Genomic DNA, 18,166 nt, shown 5'->3' on the forward strand with positions numbered 1-18,166 from the left:
GTCTGCGGGGCCGGTGCCTCACCGATGGCCGCGGATGAGCGCGACCATGCGGTAGTCGAATTCCTGCCAGCTGGTGATCGGCCGGTCGGCCTCCAGCGCCGCCTGGAATTCCTCGACCTCGGTGAGATCGGACTCGAGCGGGATGTCGAAGGGCATCTCCACATAGATCAGCCCGCTGGCATCGGTGTGGACGATGTCGAATCCGGCCTGCTGCGGGTCGAGTTCGTTGTTCATCACGATGAGCAGGCGCCCCTCGGAGGCTTCGTACTCGGACTCGATGCCGTCGTCATAGCCCTGCTGGTGCCGCAGCTCCCGCTGGGCCTGGATGACGAACTCGGAGTAGGCGCCGAGGCCGATCACCGGGATCCGCGAGGTCAGCGCCTCGGTGGCGATGTCGATCAGCCGTGAGCGGGCCTTGCGCCCGAGCACGCTCAGATCCCCACCGGACATCGCGATCCCGTCGAAGCCGACGAGCGAGACCCGCCCGTCGTCGTGGTCCGGGTTGAGAATGGTGATGTCGAGGCCGAAACTCGAGTACCAGGGGCGGGTCACCTCGGCGCTGTCCTCGTCCCACCACACGTAGAACAGGAACGGAACGTTGATCCCGGCCTCCGAGTAAAAGAACGGGGGGCGCCGCTCACCGGCGGTGACCTCGAAGGGCACGACATTGCCCTCGATCGGGGCGGGGCAGGTGGCGAAGGCGGTGAACGCGAAGGGGTAGTTGACCGCGCGGTTGAAGTCGATGACGAGCGAACCGTCCTGGTTCGGCACGCCGAGGTCGAGGGTCCGCCACGCGGGGGTGGTCTTCCCGTTCGTCGAATCGTGGAAGTCCAGCTGGAGCCCGGTCTTCGGGCATCCGGTGGCGAGCAGGCTGACCTCGCCCTGCTTCGTCTCGAAGGTCACGATCCCGGCCGCCTGGGTCTGCAGCTGCAGATCCTCCTGGGCGGTCTCGATCGTGAAGGTCTTGAACGGATCGAACCGGGTGAATCGGCCGAGGAAGACGAAGTCCGGATCCGGGTCGAAGGCCGGGACCTCAAAGAACTTGCCCAACAGGGGCGACTTGGAATCGCGCACGCGCACGCCGAGGCGGCCGCCGCGGTCGATGAGTTCGTAGAGGACGCTGCCGACGGTGAACCAGCTCAGCGATCCCCCCTCGGGCAGACGGGCGCTGAAACCGTTGTCCTCGACCCGGACCTGCGGGCGTGCGGGTGCGGTCTCCTGGTCGGCCCGGTCGCTGACGGTCGGCAGGGTCGAGGTGTCGCTGGGCACCGAGGGGCTGGTCGCCCGCGCCGCACTCGTCGACGGCGCCGTCACTCCGGTCGAGGCCGTCGTCGCATCCGTCTGGGACTCGCTCATGAGGTCGAAGGTCTCGGCGGCGGGGCCGGCCTTGATGCCGGGCTCGAGCGCGATGGTGACCCATCCGTCCTCGACGGTGAACGTGCCGGGGGCCTCGGGCCACGTCGACTCCTGGTCGAGCCAGTGCAGTCCGACGACGCTGAGCCAGCCGAAGGGTTTCGCCAGTGCCGAGTTCCGTGAATCGCGCCAGGTGTTCCACTCAGTCACGAACTGGTTCACGTCGAACACTCCTTGCTGTCGCTGTTGCGGCCACCGGGTCGCGGTCGCCGGGTCCCCGTCACCAGCGCGTACCACCGAATCCGATGCCGACGCGCCGTCTGGAACCAAACCCTCTGCCCTCCAAACTACCGCAAAGGATAGGCTGGGGAAATGAGCGATTCGCACCCGAGACCCGACCTGGCCGCCGAGACCGCGGCCGACCTCAGTGACTTCGTCAGCGCCTCCCCCAGCTCGTATCACGCCGTGGACACCGCGGCCACACGCCTGAAGCAGGCCGGCTTCTCCCGCCTCGACGAATCGACGTCGTGGGCCCTGTCGCCCGGGTCCGGTCACTACGTCGTCCGTGACGGAGCACTCATCGCCTGGATCAATCCCACCACCCCCGCCGAGGCGGTGCCCGGGTTCCGGGTGTTCGGATCCCACACGGACTCCCCCGCCTTCAAGCTCAAACCCGGTGCCGAGTACACCGCCGAGGGCATGCGCCAGGTCGGAGTCGAGATCTACGGCGGTCCGCTGCTGAATTCCTGGCTCGACCGGGAGCTGGCCTTCGCCGGTCGCCTCAGCCTCGCCGACGGCACCGTCGCGCTGGCCCGCACGGGACCGATCGCGCGGATCCCGCAGCTGGCGATCCACCTCGACCGCCAGGTCAACGACGGTCTGACCCTGGACAAGCAGCGTCACACCGCACCAGTGATCGGTCTGGCCGACCTCGCCGAGGCCGATATCGTCGAGCTGCTCGCCGCCTCCGCCGAGGTGGACCCCGAGACCGTCGTCGGACACGACGTCTACACCATCCCGGCCCAGGAGCCCAGCCGCTTCGGGGCGGCCGAGGAGTTCTTCGCCTCGCCGCGGCTGGACAACCTTCTGTCCGTCCACGCCGGCGTCACCGCGCTGACGAACCTCGACGCCGACGGGCTCGAGGCCATCGCACTCTTCGCCGCCTTCGACCACGAGGAGATCGGGTCGAATTCGCGCTCCGGTGCCTGCGGGCCCTTCCTCGCCGATGTCACCGAACGCATCATCGCCTCCCTGCTGCCGAACTCGACGCGCAGCGATTACCTGACCGCCCTCGCGTCCTCGGTGTGCGTGTCCTCGGACGCCGGGCATGCCGCCCACCCGAACTACCCGGAGCGGCATGACCCGCATGTCAGGCCCCGCCTCGGCGGCGGTCCCCTGCTCAAGCTCAACGCCCAGCAGCGCTACGCCACCGATGCGGTGGGCACGGCGGTGTGGTCGCGGGCCTGTGCGGCCGCCGGTGTCGAGTATCAGGACTTCGTGTCGAACAACGCGATGCCCTGCGGGTCGACGATCGGCCCGCTGACGGCTACACGACTGGGCATGACCACCGTCGATGTGGGCCCGGCCCTGTATTCGATGCACTCGGCCCGCGAGATGGTCGCGGTCTCCGACGTCGTCGCCCTCGGAGCCGCCGCGAAGACGTTCCTCCAGGGCGCTTGAGCGCCGCGGCGTCCAAAGCGCAGCGGCGTCGGGTGGCGTCTGGTGGTGCCGGGGTGGCGTCTGGTGGCGCCGGGGTGGCGTCGTTCGAGGCCTGGCGGCGCAGCGGCACCCTCATTCAACGCCTCGTTCAAGGCCAACAGCGTCGTTCAAGGCGTAGCGCCGCACCAACAACGTCGGTCAAGGCGGGCCGCACATATCGAACGGTGCACGATTCGACAACTGCGCTCCGCCTTGAACGAGGGACATGAAGCGCGCTAAGGCTTGAACGAGCCGCGTCGGGCGCGCTCCGCCTTGAACGAGCGACGCGGGACGAAGGTGTTCTCCCAAGCTGCTCAGAAGCCACAGCAGCAACGTCATTCAGAGCGCATTGAGTGCAACAACGACGTCGCTCGAGGCTCGGCGACGCAGCGGCTGCCTCACTCAACGCCTCGTTCAAGGCCAACAGCGTCGTTCAAGGCGTAGCGCCGCACCAACAACGTCGGTCAAGACGGGCCGCAAATATCGAACGGTGCACGATTCGACAACTGCGCTACGGCTTGAACGAGCCGCGTCGGAAGCGCTCCGGCTTGAACGAGCGACGCGAGGCGGGCAGATTGCGCGGGTTCGACGCCGCCTTTCGCATTCGCTTCATCGGCCGAATGCCTCAGCTGGTTTGTCTTCCCGCTGACCCCGTGATAGAAGTTGCACGACCCCACGGGAGCCCTCTGGAAGGGCTGAGATCGGACTGGATCGTCCGAGACCGTAGAACCTGATCCGGTTGATACCGGCGTAGGAAGTGAGGACTGCGGATGACTGCGTTCACCCCTGAAACACCAGCCCACACCACCTCCGGAGGCCCTGCCCACTCGGCCTCCGAGGCGACCGTCGAAACACCTGCCCGCTCGGCCTCCAAATCGACCGCAGAAACCCCCGCCGAGGTGGCCTCGGAATCCTCAGCCACTCCGAACAACCCGAACCCTTCGACCACTCCGAACGACCCGACCCCCTCGTCCACCCCGAACTCCCCGAACCCCTTCTCCACCGAGCAGTACGCGACGCATTCGCAGGCGTGGGTCGAAGACGCCGAGCACAACATCCGGGTGCCCGTCACCCGCATCGACCTCGACGATTCGAACTCGAAGCCGAACCAGCCCGTCCACGTCTACCGGACCGTCGGACCGGGAAGCGTCCCCGAGGAGGGACTGCCGGCCATGCGATTCCCCTGGATCGACGCCCGCCTCGACACGGAGACCTACGAAGCGCGCGGGCACCTCATCGCCGATGACGGGCGCGCCGCAGTCCGCCGGGGCGCACCCACCCAGCAGTGGCAGGGCCGCAAACCGGTTCCGCGCCGGGCCAAGTCCGGGCGCACGGTCACCCAGATGCACTACGCCCGGCAGGGCATCATCACCCCGGAGATGCGGTACGTGGCCCTGCGCGAGCAGTGCGACGTCGAACTCGTCCGTGCCGAGCTCGCCGCCGGGCGCGCGATCATCCCGAACAACATCAACCACCCCGAGTCGGAGCCGATGATCATCGGCAAGGCCTTCCTGGTCAAGATCAACGCGAACATCGGCAACTCCGCGGTCACCAGCTCCATCGCCGAGGAGGTGCAGAAGCTGCGTTGGGCCGCGAAGTGGGGTGCCGACACCCTCATGGACCTGTCGACCGGCAACGACATCCACACCACCCGCGAGTGGATCATCCGCAACTCCCCGATCCCCATCGGCACCGTCCCGATCTACCAGGCTCTGGAGAAGATCGACGGCGATGCGAACGCGCTGACCTGGGAGATCTATCGCGACACCGTCATCGAGCAGTGCGAGCAGGGCGTGGACTACATGACCGTCCATGCCGGTGTGCTCCTGCGCTACGTGCCGCTGACGGCCGACCGGGTCACCGGGATGGTCTCCCGCGGAGGATCCATCATGGCCGGCTGGTGCTTGGCCCACCACGAGGAGAACTTCCTCTACACCCACTTCGACGAACTCTGCGAGATCTTCGCCCGCTACGATGTCGCGTTCTCGCTCGGCGACGGGCTGCGCCCTGGATCCATCGCCGATGCCAATGACGCCGCCCAGTTCGCCGAACTCGACACCCTGGCCGAGCTGACCGAAAGGGCCTGGGCCCACGACGTCCAGGTCATGGTCGAAGGCCCGGGCCACATTCCGCTCCACCTCGTGCGCGAGAACGTCGAACGTCAGCAGGAGCTGTGCCACGGTGCTCCCTTCTACACCCTGGGTCCGCTGGTCACCGATATCGCACCCGGCTACGACCACATCACCTCGGCGATCGGGGCGACCGAGATCGCCCGCTACGGCACGGCCATGCTCTGCTACGTCACCCCGAAGGAGCACCTCGGCCTGCCCGACCTCGACGACGTCAAGACCGGGGTGATCACCTACAAGATCGCCGCGCATGCCGCCGACGTCGCGAAGGGACATCCCGGTGCGACGGCCCGCGATGATGCCCTGTCGAAGGCTCGCTTCGAATTCCGCTGGCGCGACCAGTTCGCGCTCGGCCTCGACCCGGAGACTGCCGAGGACTTCCACGATCAGACGCTGCCGGCGGAACCTGCGAAGACCGCGCACTTCTGCTCGATGTGCGGGCCGAAGTTCTGCTCCATGCGCATCTCCCAGGACATCCGCGACACCTACGGCAGCGCCGAGGCGCAGGCGGCACTGGCGGGAATGCAGGAGAAGAGTCGTGAGTTCCTCGCCTCAGGTGGACAGGTCTACCTGCCCGAGCCGACACTGGGCCCGCCCTCCCAGTGAGACGAACCCGTCCGCCCAATGAGGCGGCCACACCCACGCAGCGAGGTGGCCCCACGGCCTCGATCGGCGGGTAGGTTGTGGTCCATGAGCGAGCTCCAGCGCGCGTTCGACGCGCATCTGCACATCATCGACCCGAACCACCCGCTGATCGAGAACCACGGCTTCCTGCCCGATCCGTTCACCGTCGCCGACTACCGCGCCCGACTGCGCAGCCTGCCGCAGACCGGTGTCCAGGTCGTCGGCGGCGCGGTCGTCTCCGGGTCGTTCCAGGGCTTCGATCAGGGCTGCCTCATCGAGGCTCTGCGACAGCTCGGTCCCAACTATGTCGGCGTCACCCAGCTGCCCGCTGAGACCACCGATGACCAGATCCTGCGCCTCGACGAGGCGGGCGTGAAGGCTCTGCGCTTCAACATCGCACGCGGTGGCTCGGCCAGGCTCGACGCCCTCGACGGCTTCGCTCGCAGGGTCCACGACATCGCCGGCTGGCATGCCGAGCTCTACATCGACGCCCGCACCATCGATGACGACCTCGCCGATCGCATCGCCTCCCTGCCGGCCGTGAGCATCGACCACCTCGGCATGCACTCCGACGGCCTGCTCACCCTGCTGCGGCTGGTCGAACGCGGGGTGAAGGTCAAGGCGACCGGGTTCGGCCGGGTGGAGCTCGACCCCGCCGAAGCCATCCGCCGCATCGTCGACACCGACCCGAACGCGCTGATGGTGGGCACAGATCTGCCGTCGACGAGAGCCCGCAGGCCCTTCGCCGATGCCGACCTCGCTCTCATCCTCCAGGTACTCGACCCCGCCGAGGCGGACGCGGTGTTCTGGACCAACGCGGCGAACTTCTACGGCGTCGGCTCCGACCGGGGTCCCTCCGCCGCTTCTCCATCGAGTAGCATGCCCGGATGAGCTCCACACGAACAGATCTTGCCGCCCGCCTGCGCGACCTCGACGGGCGCAGCTACGGCAACTACAAGCAGATCACCGGCCGCTACCGGTTCGGTCCGGTCACGGTCTTCATCGACCGGGTCCAGGTCGACCCGTTCGCCTCACCGTCGAAGGTGCGGGTGCGCATCGACCGCGCCGAGGCGGGCTTCCCCACCGACATCACGACCGATGGCGCCGACCGCATCGCCGTCGCCGACTTCCTGCTGCGAACAGGCACCAAGGCCCTGGCCGACCTCGGGCAGCGCGCGATCATCCTCGGCCGGCCGGGTCAGGAGATCCTCGAACGCACGAACGTGCGCATCGACGACGACGGCTTCGAAGCGCGTCTGCTCGTCAACCTGCCGGCCAAGGGCCGGCGCATCCTGGGCCGTCAGGCCGCCGACATCCTCACCCGCAATGTGCCCGAACTCGCCCGGACGATGTTCCTCCACTCCGGCCTCGACGCCGAGGCCCTGCGTCAACACGTGCAGCTGCACCGGGATCAGCTGGAGCTGCGGTCCCGCCTCGGCGATGAGGGGCTGGTGGCCTTCGTCGGCAACGATGCGATCCTGCCGCGCCGCTCCGGCGACTCCGATCTGCCGATGGACTCCGCGGCGGTGCCGTTCCGCAGCCCGGACTCGCTCGAGACCACGTTCGTCCTGGCCAGCGGGCGCAGCGTCACCGGCATGGCGATCCCGCACGGGGTCACCGTCATCGTCGGCGGCGGCTACCACGGGAAGTCGACGATTCTGCGCGCGCTCGAACGCGGCGTCTACCCGCACATCGCCGGCGACGGACGCGAATGGGTGATCGCCGAGCCGACCGCGAGCTCCATCCGCGCCGAGGACGGGCGCGCGGTGACCGGCGATGACATCTCACCGTTCATCACCAATCTGCCGACCGGCACCGACACGAGATTCTTCACCACGACGAATGCCAGCGGGTCGACCTCTCAGGCAGCCAACCTCGTCGAGGCCCTCGAGACCGGGGCGCGCACGCTGCTCATCGATGAGGACACCTCGGCGACGAACTTCATGATCCGCGACGATCGGATGCGTGCGCTCATCCCCGCCGAGCGCGAGCCGATCACGCCGTTCGTCTCCCGTGTGCGCCCGCTGCTGACCGAGCGCGGGGTCTCCACGGTCCTCGTCGCCGGTGGTTCGAGTGCCTTCTTCGAGGTCGCCGATCTCGTCATCGCCCTCGACGCCTATGTGCCCGCCGATGTCACCGCCCGCGCCCGCGAGCTCGTGGGAGCCGAGGACGGTGCCGAGCCGTCGGTCGAGGCCCCGGACGGAGTGTTCGCCGCTGCCCCGGCGCGCGTGCCCACTGCCGGAGCGCTGAGGCCGTCGTCGAAGACGAAATCGGCCAAGGCCAAGGGCCTGGACACGGTGCAGTTCGGGCGAAGCTTCATCGACCTCGCGGCCCTGTCCCAGCTCATCGACGGCCAGCAGACCGGTGCCATCGCCGAGGCGCTGGAGTACCTGGCCGAGATCTTCGACGGCCAGACCTCCATCACCGAGGCGTTGGCCGAGATCGACGCCATGCTCGATGCCCAGGGGATCGACGGGATCACCGGCCACCGCGCTCATCCCGGTCACCTCGCCCGCCCCCGGGCGCAGGAGATCGCCGCGGCGCTCAATCGCTTCCGCGGGCTCCGCCTGGTCGATTGAGACTGCCTGCGGCCGGTCGACCGCGACGGCCCGTCTCCGGTCGACGGTGACTGCCCGCCCGCAGGGGTGGACGCTCCGTGCCCAGGAGGCGGCCGGCTGTCACGGCACCAGTGCGCCGAACCAGTAGGAGGCGACGATGAGGACCACCGTGCCGACCAGCAGGGCCGCATCGACTGCCGTGAACCGCAGGTGGGCCAGCCGCAGGCTGCGCGTGGCGGCGGTCGCCGTTCCGAACCCGCGGGTCTCGAGGCCCTCGACAGTGGTCCGGGTGCGTCGGGCGGTGTTGAGCATCAGCGGATAGAAGGACTGCACGGCGATGCTTCCCAACCGGGCGAATGTCCGCCAACCGAGGAATCCGTGCCCACGAGGCGGGGCTCCACGCAGTCGGTGCCCATCGACGATCGTCTGGAACTCGGTGACCAGCAGCGGCACCATCCGGTAGCCGTAGCTGACGCCGAACCCGACGACGGCGGGGACCCGCAGGGCCTGGAACCCGTCGGAGAGCTTCTCCGGATCGAGGGAGACGAACGCGGCCATGCTCACCAGCGACACCGTGCCCAGTTTGAGCGAGGTCTGCAGCAGTCCGGTCAGCGCACCGACATCGCCGCCGAGGAGCAGCACGAGCACGAGCACATAGATGCCCTGGGTGATGAGGCCGACGACGAAGAGCCCGAGCAGGAGCGGGCCGATCCGCGCGGACAGGGCCGCGACCGCGGCGAGCGCGAACAGGGTCGTGAGCACCGTGAGGTCGTAGGTCAGCCAGGGCGCGATCGCGCAGATGACGTACCAGATGATGACCGCCCGGGGATCCCGTCGGGAGAGGAATCCGCCGCGTGAGGCATAGGCGACCCGCATGAGTTCGAGGGTGACCCATTCGACGGAGAGTCGGCCTCGGTCCTTGCGCTTGCGGCCCGCCCCCTTCTCCTTCCCGTCCCCGGACGGGCCGGCGGTCCCGTGGGCGTCAGCGCCGGTCAGGTCGCGGGTGAGAGCCTCCGGCGGGGCGGGACTGGGGTGGACGGCGGTCATCTCACAACCTCCTCGGCGTGGGTCGTACGGGTGATCAGGTCCGGCAGGGACAGCGGGAGCGGGTCGAGGCCGAGCTGCTGGCCCAGCTGCGTCACCTGCGGTGGGACCAGGCGTGCGCGGTCGAGCAGTTCCCGATCGGAGAAGAGTCCGATCGGATCGGTGTCGGCGATGATGCGGCCGTGGTCGAGGACGATGACACGATCGGACCATTCGGCCACGAGGTGCATGTCGTGGGTGGCCACGACGCTGCAGAGGATGTGCTCGGCCAGGGCGTCGAGCATGTCGATGACGTCATCGCGGGAGCGCAGGTCGAGGCTCGAGGTCGGTTCGTCGAGCAGCAGCAGGGTCGGGCGCATCGCCAGCCCGATCGCCAGGGTCGCTCGCCGCTGCTGCCCGCCCGAGAGCAGGCGTCCGTCACGGTCACCGACCTGGCTGAGTCCGACCCGGTCGAGGACCTCGGCGGTGATCTCTGCGGCGTCGGGCAACCCGCGCGAGCGCGGGAACATGCCGACATCGGCGCTGATGGAGTCCTGGAGGAACATCTGATCGGGGCGTTGGACGAGGTAGCACACGGTTCCGGCGAGCTCGGAGGGGCTGAGCCGGCTCGTCTCCTGCCCGTCGATGATCACACTGCCGTCCCGGGGCAGCCTCATTCCCGCCAGCGTCGACAGCAGAGTGGACTTGCCGGCCCCGTTCGAGCCCACCAGCGCCACCCGCTCATCGGCGTGCAGACGCAGGTCGAGGTCGTCGATGACGGTGCTGCGAGCTCCGCTGATCGTCTGATATCCGACGGTGATGCCGCGGACCTCGGCCACGGTCCGGCAAGCGTCGTCCGCGACGGCGACGGCACCCCGCACCGGCTCGGCCCGATCGGTCTCCGACCCGGCGAACGACGCCGAGGCGGGCGTGCACGCAGATCGGTCGGTTCCGGCCGCGGCCGTGTCCAGGCGCGGGCCCGCCGCGGCCGTGTCCCGAACCGGGCCGAGGGCCTCTCGGACCGCCTCGGCGCACTCCTCGACCGTCAAAGGTGCGGACCTGATCCCACGCGCGACGTCCGGGACGAGGGCGCGGGCTGCCGCGACCACCTGGGGAGCGGGGATGTCAGCGGCCTCGAGGTCGGCGGTGCGCGACAGCGCCTCGGCGACGGGAAGGCACCAGCTCACCTGCCCCTCGGACATGAGCACGACGGTCTTCGCGTACTTCGCCACGAGCTCGGCGTGGTGCTCGATGACGATGATGGTGATGCCGCGCTCGTTGAGTCGGGCGAGGCGGTCGTAGACGACGGCGGCCCGCAGCGGGTCGACCTCGGCGGCGGGTTCGTCGACGACGATGATGTCCGGAGCCAGGGCGAGCACACCGGCCAGGGCCGTCAGGTGCTGCTGTCCGCCGGAGAGCTGCCAGGTCTGGGCATCGGCGATGTGGGCGATGTCGAGGTCGTTCAGCACCGCCTCGGTGCGTTCCCGCCAGTCCTCGCACCCGAAGTTGAGGGGACCGAAGGAGATGTCGTCACGCGGGGTCGGCCGCACGATCTGGTTGCCGAAGTCCTGGAACACGTAGCCGACGTCCCGGGCGATCTCGCCGACGGTGCGATGGGCCGTGCTGCGGCCGTTGCACCGGACCGTGCCCGAGATGTCGCCGTTCCAGAAGTGCGGGATGAGCCCGTTGAAGGACTTGCACAGCGTCGTCTTGCCCGAACCGTTGCCGCCGACGACGGCGACGAAGTCTCCCCGCTCGATGCGCAGGTCGACTCCGCGCAGGGACTCGACGGGGCTGCCCGGGTAGCGGAATCGCAGGTCGCTGACCTCGATGGCCGGTGTCGTCTCCCGGTTCATCGCTGCCCCTCGCCTTCACGCGCACTCCGACGACGGCGCTTGCTCGCGACAGCCAGCACGATGATGATGCCGAGGGCGACGACCACGGCGCCGAAGACGGCGAGCAAGCCGAATCCGGGCTGCCCGTCGGCCCCGAGTTCGAAGCTGCCGATCGTTGACAGGCCCTGCTTGCCGACGAACTCCTCCCAGGCAGCCAGCAGTGCGATCGCGGCGGCAGCGACGACGGCGAACACGGCCACGAGCCAGAACCCGATCCCGCCCGGTCCCCGCAGCCGCGGAGGGTCGGCGGGGTCGCGGGGGCGCAGACCCATGATCGGTTCGATCTTTCCGTAGAGCCGCGGTGCCAGCCAGATCGCGGGCAGGATGCCGAACAGGACCCCCGAGAACGCGACGGTGACGATGATGTCGAGGCCTTCGGCGATGACGAAGGCGGAGAAGAGCCCGTCGGATTCCTCGAGCGTCTCCGGATCGATGCCGACGGCGACCTTGACGATGTCGATGATGCCGCCGCTGACCTTGTCGATGAGCACCATCGTCACACAGGCCAGGGCCAGCTGCGCTCGGCGGCAGGGATCGCGGACGATCACACCGGCGACGTAGATCGCCAGGGCCGTCTCCAGGTATCCCTCGAGTTCGCTGAGTCCGGCGAAGTCGCCGAGGAGCATATCGGAGAACACGAGCTCACCGAGGGGAGCGCCGAGGGCGACCCAGACCGGGTTGAGCAGCGCGGCGAGGACGACGGCGATGAAGGAGAAGTAGGACACCCCGAGTTCGAGCGGTCCGACCGAGATCTCGGGCAGCACCGAGGCGACGATGTCGCCGACTCCGTAGAGCGTCATGGACAGGACGAGGATCATCAGCTTCTGCGAACTCGACAGACCGTCGCCGGAGTGTCGCAGTTCGGCGGATTCGAAGGAATCGGAGCTCGGTGTTCGGATGGAGTCGTCGGGTCGTGGCTGCGCCGAGCGGATCATGATCGTCCTTTCGTCGAGGTCGCAGTCGGCTGCGAGTCGGGCTGAGATGAATCGGTGGGAGCGAAGACGAGCGGGAGCAGATCCTCGATCGAGTCGAGGAGGTGATCGGGCCGGAGCGCCGGGTCGGAGGCGAAGGCCTCCTCCAGCTCGTCGTCGCCGGTGGCACCGCCGCGCACGATCACGACGGTGCCGACGCCGCCGGCTCGGGCGGCGGGAACGTCGCGGTGCGGTTTGTCGCCGACGAACCAGGCCCGGCGCGGGTCGGCGTCGACGGCGGTGAGGACGTTCTGCACTCCCGAGGGGTCGGGTTTGCGGCGGCCGACTTCGTCGGAGTAGGCGTGAGCGGCGATGAGGTCGAGCAGGCCCTGGCTCTCGAGCAGGCTGCGGATCCCGCGCCCGGACACGGTGTTCGACACGATGCCGACCGGGATCCCGAGGTCGCCCGCGGTGCGCAGCAGCTCCACGATGCCCGGTCGCAGCGTTCGCGCCGACTTCACTCGCGAGTAGTCGTACATGAGGCGGTGCGCCTCGGCGTGCAGCCAGGCGGCGACCGCGTCCGGGTCACCGGGCAGTTCGGGGCCGACGAGTTCGGCCCAGAACGTGACCGGGTCGATCTCGGGGACCGGGCCGCCGTCGACGGACTCGTGAGCGGCCTTCCACTCCTTGTGTCGGATGCGGCCGGCGGCGAGTCCGGAGGCCGCCTGGTCGGCGGTGGTGGCGTGCCCTGCCGCGCTGAGCCCCTCGGCCAGGCGCGCGGTGAAGGCCGCCAGGCCGAGTTCGTCGGGTGCCGAGTTCGAAATCACTCCCCCGTGGTCGAGCAGCAGGGCCGAGGGCAGCCGGTCGCTCTCGCTCACCGCCGAAAGTGCGGGCCGACCGGCCTCGGGCCGTCCGACACTATGCCGTTCGGGACCGTCGGACCGGTCCTCGTCGGGCCGACCGGCCGCCTCGGCGAGGGTGGGGCCTGCGGATGAGGGCCGCACGGTCCTTCGCAGCGCCGGGACGATGCCGCGGGGGTCGTCGACGACGAGGTCGGCGCGTTCGGTCACGGGGAACGGTGGGGTGTCGGTGTGGTGCGAGCGCGTGACCAGCACGGCCGCGACGCCCGCTCGTCGGCCGGCCACGACATCGCGGTCGAGCGTGTCGCCGACGTACCAGCACCGCCGGGCACTGGTGCCCAGGGCCCGAGCGGCGAGGTCGATGATGCCCGGGTGCGGTTTGCGGATGCCGACCTCGTCCGAATAGAGCTGGACGGCGAACCGCTCGGTCAGGCCGGTCTGATCGAGGATGGCTCGGTGGGCTCGGCCGGAGTGGGCGTTGGACACGATGCCCACGGGCACGCCGAGCTCGGCGGCGGTGTCGAGGAGCTCGACGAGGCCGGGGCGCAGGGTGTGCTCGGAGCTGCGGATGGTCAGTTCGCGCTGGAGTTCGCCGGCATGACCGATGAGGACTTCGCGTTCGGCGGCCGGAAGCGGCGAAGCGTAGAAGTCGCGCCAGATGGTGCGGTGGTCGAGCTCGGTCGGCTCCAGCAGCCGCGATTGGCTGTTCTTCCAATCGCGCAGAGCGACACCGCCTGCCGCGAAGACGGACGCGAGCTCGTCCGGGCTGCGGTGATGTCCGGCCCTGGCCAGCAGCTGCGCGGCGATCCGGGCGACCTCGAGGCCGGCCTCGGGTCTCTTATGAGTGGAGAAGACGACTCCGCCGAAGTCGAGCAGCAGCGCCTCGGGGCGCAGGGTCGGCGTCGAGTCATCGTCCCCGGCGGCAGCGGTGCGGCCGGGCGGGATCAGGAGGGTTTCTGCAGTCGTCATAGTTGACGAGATTAGGGACGGTCGGCGAATTCGTGGCGTCGCCTCGACGGACTCCAGGTGAACGGAACGGGAACTCTGGAACGTTCCAGAACGGGTGACGCCCGCTGCCGGGCCGCCCTGGGGCAAGATGGTCGATATGCCTCACAGACCGACGATCAATGATGTGGCCGCACACGCCGGCGTTTCGAAGTCACTCGTATCCCTGGCGCTGCGCGGGGACGCCGGGGTCGGCGAGGCCACCCGGACGCGGATCCTGGAGTCGGCCGATGCGCTGGGATATCGCTCGAACATCCTCGCCCGCGGCCTGCGCCAGGGCAGGACGATGACCATCGGCGTCGTCCTCTCGAGCCTGACCAATCCGTACCACACCGAGGTCGCCGCCGCCGTCGAGGAGGCCGCAGAGCACGAGGGGCTGTCGGTCCTGCTCGCCCACGGCACGCACCGACGGGACAGACTCGAGGCACGCATCGACCTGCTCCTCGACCTCAGCGTCGACGGCCTGGTCATCGTGTCCTCGTGGATCGGCGCCGAGGCCCTCGAGCGGGCCGGGAGGCGAGCACCGGTGGTCATGGTCGGCCGCACGGAGGACGACGTGCCCGGAGTCGACAGCGTCAACAACGATGACGAGCACGGCGCGAGTCTGGCCATCGACCACTTCCTCGCCGCCGGCCACACTCGCATCGCCCATATCAGCGCTTCGTCCCGCCCATCGGGTGCGGCTCGTCGCCGCGGGTATCTCCAGGCCATGGACGCAGCCGGGCTGAGCGGGAATGCGCGGATCATCGATCGGTCCACCGACGCCGAGGCGCTGCCCACCCAGCTGTCGGAGACCCTGTCCGATGGCTTCGATGCGTTCTTCGCCCGCAATGACGTCGAGGCCATCGACGTCATGGCCGCCGCTGCCGATCTGGGGCACGAGGTGCCCGAGTCGATCGGCGTCATCGGCTACGACGATTCGGCGCTGGCGCGTCGGGCCCGCCCCGGTCTGACCTCGGTCCAGCAGCGCGCCGAGGTCCTCGGCGCCCGTGCCGTCGAACTGCTGAAGAGCCGAATCGGCGGGCGCAGCGATGACATCCACGACGTCGTCGAGCCGCGACTGCGCGTGCGCGCCTCGACGCGCAGTCCCGCGACGGCCGCCGACGACATCGGCTGAGACTGCTGGCATTGCACTGGCGCCCTCTCCGTCAGGACGGTGACAGAAATGTCGCTATCTGTTCCAACATCTCGCCCCTGAGGGAGTAATACGACCAGATGCCGCGCTTCTCCCGGTGCAGAACACCGGCATCGACCAGAACCTTCAGATGGTGCGAGACCGTGGGCTGCCCCAAGCCCACCGGATCGATGAGATCGCAGACGCAGGCTTCGTTGCCTTCATGTGATGCAACAAGCGAGACGAGCCTCAGCCGAGTCGGGTCGGCGATCGCTTTGAAGATTCTGGCGAACACCTTCGCATCCTCGACGCTCAGCGGATCGCCCGTCAGCGTCGAGCAACACGTTGCCGGGGCTGGCAGAGTCTTTTCAGTCTTCACTCTTCCATTATGCCCATACATTGACAGTTGTCGATACGAAATGGTTCGATTCATATCGACAACCATCGATGCATGAGGCTTCGCGGCTTCCGGCGTCGCCACTTCATCTGAGGAGTTCGATGAGCATCCCCGTTACCGTCGACGCGGCTGACCCCGTGCCGGCAAAGCTATCGACACTGGATCGGTTTCTGCCGGTGTGGATCATCGCAGCAATGGCCACCGGCCTCCTGCTGGGACGGCTCGTCCCCGGTATCGGGCAGGCTTTGGACTCGGTGAAGATCGCTGATGTCTCACTGCCGATCGCTGTGGGACTGCTGGTGATGATGTACCCGGTGTTGGCCAAGGTGCGCTATAACGAGACCGGTCACGTGTTGGCCGATAAGAAGCTGATGATCACGTCTCTGGTCATCAACTGGTTGGCCGCGCCCGCATTCATGTTCGCGCTCGCGTGGCTCTTCCTCCCCGACCTTCCCGAATACCGCACCGGGCTGATCATCGTCGGCTTGGCACGCTGCATTGCGATGGTCCTCATCTGGAACGATCTCGCCTGCGGTGACCGCGAAGCTGCCGCCGTGCTCGTCGCGATCAATTCGGTCTTCCAGGTCCTGGCCTTCGGCCTCCTCGGCTGGTTCTATCTCCAATGGTTGCCGAACCTGCTCGGACTGCCGACCACGAGCAGTGAGTTCTCCTTCTGGGCCATCACTGCCAGCGTGCTCGTCTTCCTCGGCATTCCACTGATTGCAGGCTTTCTCACCCGCACCATCGGAGAAAGGGCGAAGGGCCGTGAATGGTACGAAGACCGGTTCCTGCCGCGCGTCGGTCCCTGGGCACTCTACGGACTGCTGTTCACCATCGTCCTCCTCTTCGCACTTCAAGGCGGAGAGATCACTTCGAATCCCTTGAATGTCGCGCGCATCGCACTGCCATTGCTGGTTTATTTCGTGGTTGTCTTCGCCATCGGCATGATCACCGGACGCGTCCTGAGCCTCGGCTACGAGAAGACGACCACGCTGGCGTTCACCGCGGCGGGCAACAACTTCGAACTCGCCATCGCTGTCGCCATCGGCACCTTTGGAGTCGCCTCGGGGCAGGCGTTGGCCGGTGTCGTTGGCCCACTCATCGAAGTCCCGATCCTCGTGGCGCTCGTCTACGTGGCCCTCTGGTCACGACCCCGGCTGTTCCCGACTCAACCCACGACCACGGACCTGGAGACTCATCATGCCTGACACCACAGCCACCACCGACCTGCCGGTCGCAGTGATCGGGGCCGGACCGACCGGTCTCGCCGCAGCCGCCCATCTGGTGACGCGAGGGATCGACCCCATCGTATTCGAGGCCGGCCCCACACCGGCCGCAGCCGTTCTTGAATGGGGCCACATCGGTCTCTTCTCTCCGTGGAAGTACAACATCGATCAAGCCGCACGCACACTGCTCGAATCCGTGGATTGGCAGGAACCCGACGGTGATTACCTCCCCACAGGAGCCGAACTCGTAGGCGACTACCTGACACCGCTGGCGAACACTCCCCAGTTGCGCGAGACGATCCACACAAGCACGCGAGTCATCGCCGTGAGCCGGGCCGGTTTGGATCGCACACGCACACCGGGTCGTGAAACTGCGGCCTTCCTCGTCCGAACGCAGAGCACTGATGGCCAGATTGTCGACCATAGGGTCCGTGCCGTCATTGATGCATCCGGCACCTGGGAGACCCCTAACCCACTCGGGCAAGCAGGCCTTCCCGCAATCGGAGAGACGACTGCTCGTGACACGGGGCTCGTGACATCGCCGTTGCCGGATGTTCTGGGACGCGACCGGGAGCAGTTCGCCGGTCGGCACACTCTCGTCGTCGGTGCCGGACACTCGGCGGCAAACACTCTGCTGGCGCTGGGCCAGCTCAGTGATGAAGAGCCCAGCACTCGGATCAGTTGGGCCATTCGCGGTGCCGATCCTGCCAGCGTCTACGGTGGCGGCGATCAAGACGGTCTGCCCGCTCGCGGTGCGCTCGGGTCTCAGCTGCGCAACCTCGTCGAATCCGGCCACGTCGAGGTGCACACGTCGATGACCATCACCGGACTCGAATCCTCAGATGGGCTCACCATCACGGGCACCACGCCCGAAGGGCACGTGTCTTTGCAGGTCGATCGGGTTGTCCCGACGACTGGTTTCCGGCCGAATCGGGACTTCCTACGTGAGGTTCGACTCGATCTCGACCCGGTGGTGGAAGCGCCCACGAAGCTCGGTCCGCTCATCGACCCGGAACACCACAGCTGCGGGACCGTTCCACCGCATGGAGCCCGTCTGTTGGCCCATCCGGAGAAGGACTTCTACATCGTCGGGATGAAATCGTATGGTCGCGCGCCCACGTTCCTCATGTTCACCGGTTACGAACAGGTCCGTTCCATCGTCGCCGCTCTGGCCGGCGATCAGGCTGGCGCCGACAGGGTCGAACTCGTCCTCCCCGAGACAGGGGTCTGCTCTGCTGATATCGGTTCCTCGTGCGATACAAGCGCCGACACTGCCGACGAGAGCACGAACTGCAGCCCTGCTGAACCCGTGAAGATCGGAATCCCCACCGGTTTGGCACATGGGCGCTACAAAGCCGATCCCAAATGACGAG

The 18,166-nt window shown here is 67.9% G+C and carries 13 protein-coding genes and 1 riboswitch; of the genes, 7 read left to right on the top strand and 6 right to left on the bottom strand.

Annotation, left to right across the window (positions count from 1 at the left end):
- Positions 1–18: 18 nt before the first annotated feature.
- Entirely contained in the window at positions 19–1,575 is a 1,557-nt protein-coding gene (locus IG171_RS14395) for a DUF1684 domain-containing protein (RefSeq protein WP_249203715.1), read from the bottom strand.
- Positions 1,576–1,725: 150 nt separating this feature from the next.
- Between IG171_RS14395 and IG171_RS14400 the strand changes: the two genes are divergently transcribed.
- From IG171_RS14400 to IG171_RS14415, 4 genes are all read left to right on the top strand, one after another.
- Positions 1,726–3,033: a M18 family aminopeptidase gene (locus IG171_RS14400; protein WP_212128070.1), complete on the top strand. Its 1,308-nt coding sequence runs from the start codon at positions 1,726–1,728 to the stop codon at positions 3,031–3,033.
- Positions 3,034–3,717: 684 nt separating this feature from the next.
- A riboswitch (TPP riboswitch) is annotated at positions 3,718–3,826 on the top strand.
- The gene (thiC, locus tag IG171_RS14405) at positions 3,822–5,786 is read left to right on the top strand and encodes a phosphomethylpyrimidine synthase ThiC (protein WP_249203716.1); all 1,965 of its coding nucleotides are present in this window, start codon (positions 3,822–3,824) and stop codon (positions 5,784–5,786) included. (Overlaps the previous riboswitch by 5 nt.)
- A gap of 84 nt (positions 5,787–5,870) precedes the next feature.
- Positions 5,871–6,695, top strand: a complete 825-nt coding sequence (locus IG171_RS14410; RefSeq protein WP_212128071.1) for an amidohydrolase family protein — start codon at positions 5,871–5,873, stop codon at positions 6,693–6,695.
- Complete coding sequence (locus tag IG171_RS14415) at positions 6,692–8,383, top strand: ABC-ATPase domain-containing protein (RefSeq protein ID WP_212128072.1); 1,692 nt, start codon at positions 6,692–6,694, stop codon at positions 8,381–8,383. Before IG171_RS14410 ends, IG171_RS14415 begins: the two co-directional genes overlap by 4 nt.
- Positions 8,384–8,482: 99 nt before the next feature.
- Here the strand turns inward: IG171_RS14415 and IG171_RS14420 are convergent, their stop codons facing one another.
- From IG171_RS14420 to IG171_RS14435, 4 genes are read right to left on the bottom strand one after another with little or no spacing between them, the layout of a single operon-like run.
- Positions 8,483–9,409: an energy-coupling factor transporter transmembrane component T gene (locus IG171_RS14420; protein ID WP_212128073.1), complete on the bottom strand. Its 927-nt coding sequence runs from the start codon at positions 9,407–9,409 to the stop codon at positions 8,483–8,485.
- Positions 9,406–11,241 (bottom strand): ABC transporter ATP-binding protein, encoded by a 1,836-nt coding sequence (locus tag IG171_RS14425; protein WP_212128074.1) that lies wholly within the window; start codon positions 11,239–11,241, stop codon positions 9,406–9,408. The genes IG171_RS14420 and IG171_RS14425 overlap by 4 nt, the downstream gene beginning before the upstream one ends.
- Complete coding sequence (locus IG171_RS14430; protein WP_212128075.1) at positions 11,238–12,215, bottom strand: cell division protein FtsQ; 978 nt, start codon at positions 12,213–12,215, stop codon at positions 11,238–11,240. The genes IG171_RS14425 and IG171_RS14430 overlap by 4 nt, the downstream gene beginning before the upstream one ends.
- The gene (locus IG171_RS14435; RefSeq protein ID WP_212128076.1) at positions 12,212–14,020 is read right to left on the bottom strand and encodes an HAD family hydrolase; all 1,809 of its coding nucleotides are present in this window, start codon (positions 14,018–14,020) and stop codon (positions 12,212–12,214) included. Before IG171_RS14435 ends, IG171_RS14430 begins: the two co-directional genes overlap by 4 nt.
- Positions 14,021–14,156: 136 nt before the next feature.
- Here IG171_RS14435 and IG171_RS14440 point away from each other — a divergent pair, with 136 nt between their 5' ends.
- Positions 14,157–15,173, top strand: a complete 1,017-nt coding sequence (locus IG171_RS14440) for a LacI family DNA-binding transcriptional regulator (RefSeq protein WP_212128077.1) — start codon at positions 14,157–14,159, stop codon at positions 15,171–15,173.
- A 31-nt stretch (positions 15,174–15,204) separates the two neighbouring features.
- Here the strand turns inward: IG171_RS14440 and IG171_RS14445 are convergent, their stop codons facing one another.
- Entirely contained in the window at positions 15,205–15,549 is a 345-nt protein-coding gene (locus IG171_RS14445; protein ID WP_249203717.1) for a metalloregulator ArsR/SmtB family transcription factor, read from the bottom strand.
- Between the two features lie 119 nt (positions 15,550–15,668).
- On the opposite strand from IG171_RS14445, the gene arsB reads away from it, so the two are divergent.
- Positions 15,669–16,775 (top strand): ACR3 family arsenite efflux transporter, encoded by a 1,107-nt coding sequence (gene arsB, locus IG171_RS14450; protein ID WP_212128078.1) that lies wholly within the window; start codon positions 15,669–15,671, stop codon positions 16,773–16,775.
- Positions 16,768–18,162 carry an FAD-dependent oxidoreductase gene (locus IG171_RS14455; RefSeq protein WP_212128079.1) on the top strand — a complete coding sequence of 465 codons (1,395 nt, stop codon included), beginning with the start codon at positions 16,768–16,770 and terminating at the stop codon, positions 18,160–18,162. The genes arsB and IG171_RS14455 overlap by 8 nt, the downstream gene beginning before the upstream one ends.
- Positions 18,163–18,166 lie beyond the last annotated feature (4 nt).

Source organism: Brevibacterium sp. SMBL_HHYL_HB1 (genome assembly GCF_018208375.1).
Lineage (GTDB): Bacteria > Actinomycetota > Actinomycetes > Actinomycetales > Brevibacteriaceae > Brevibacterium > Brevibacterium intestinavium.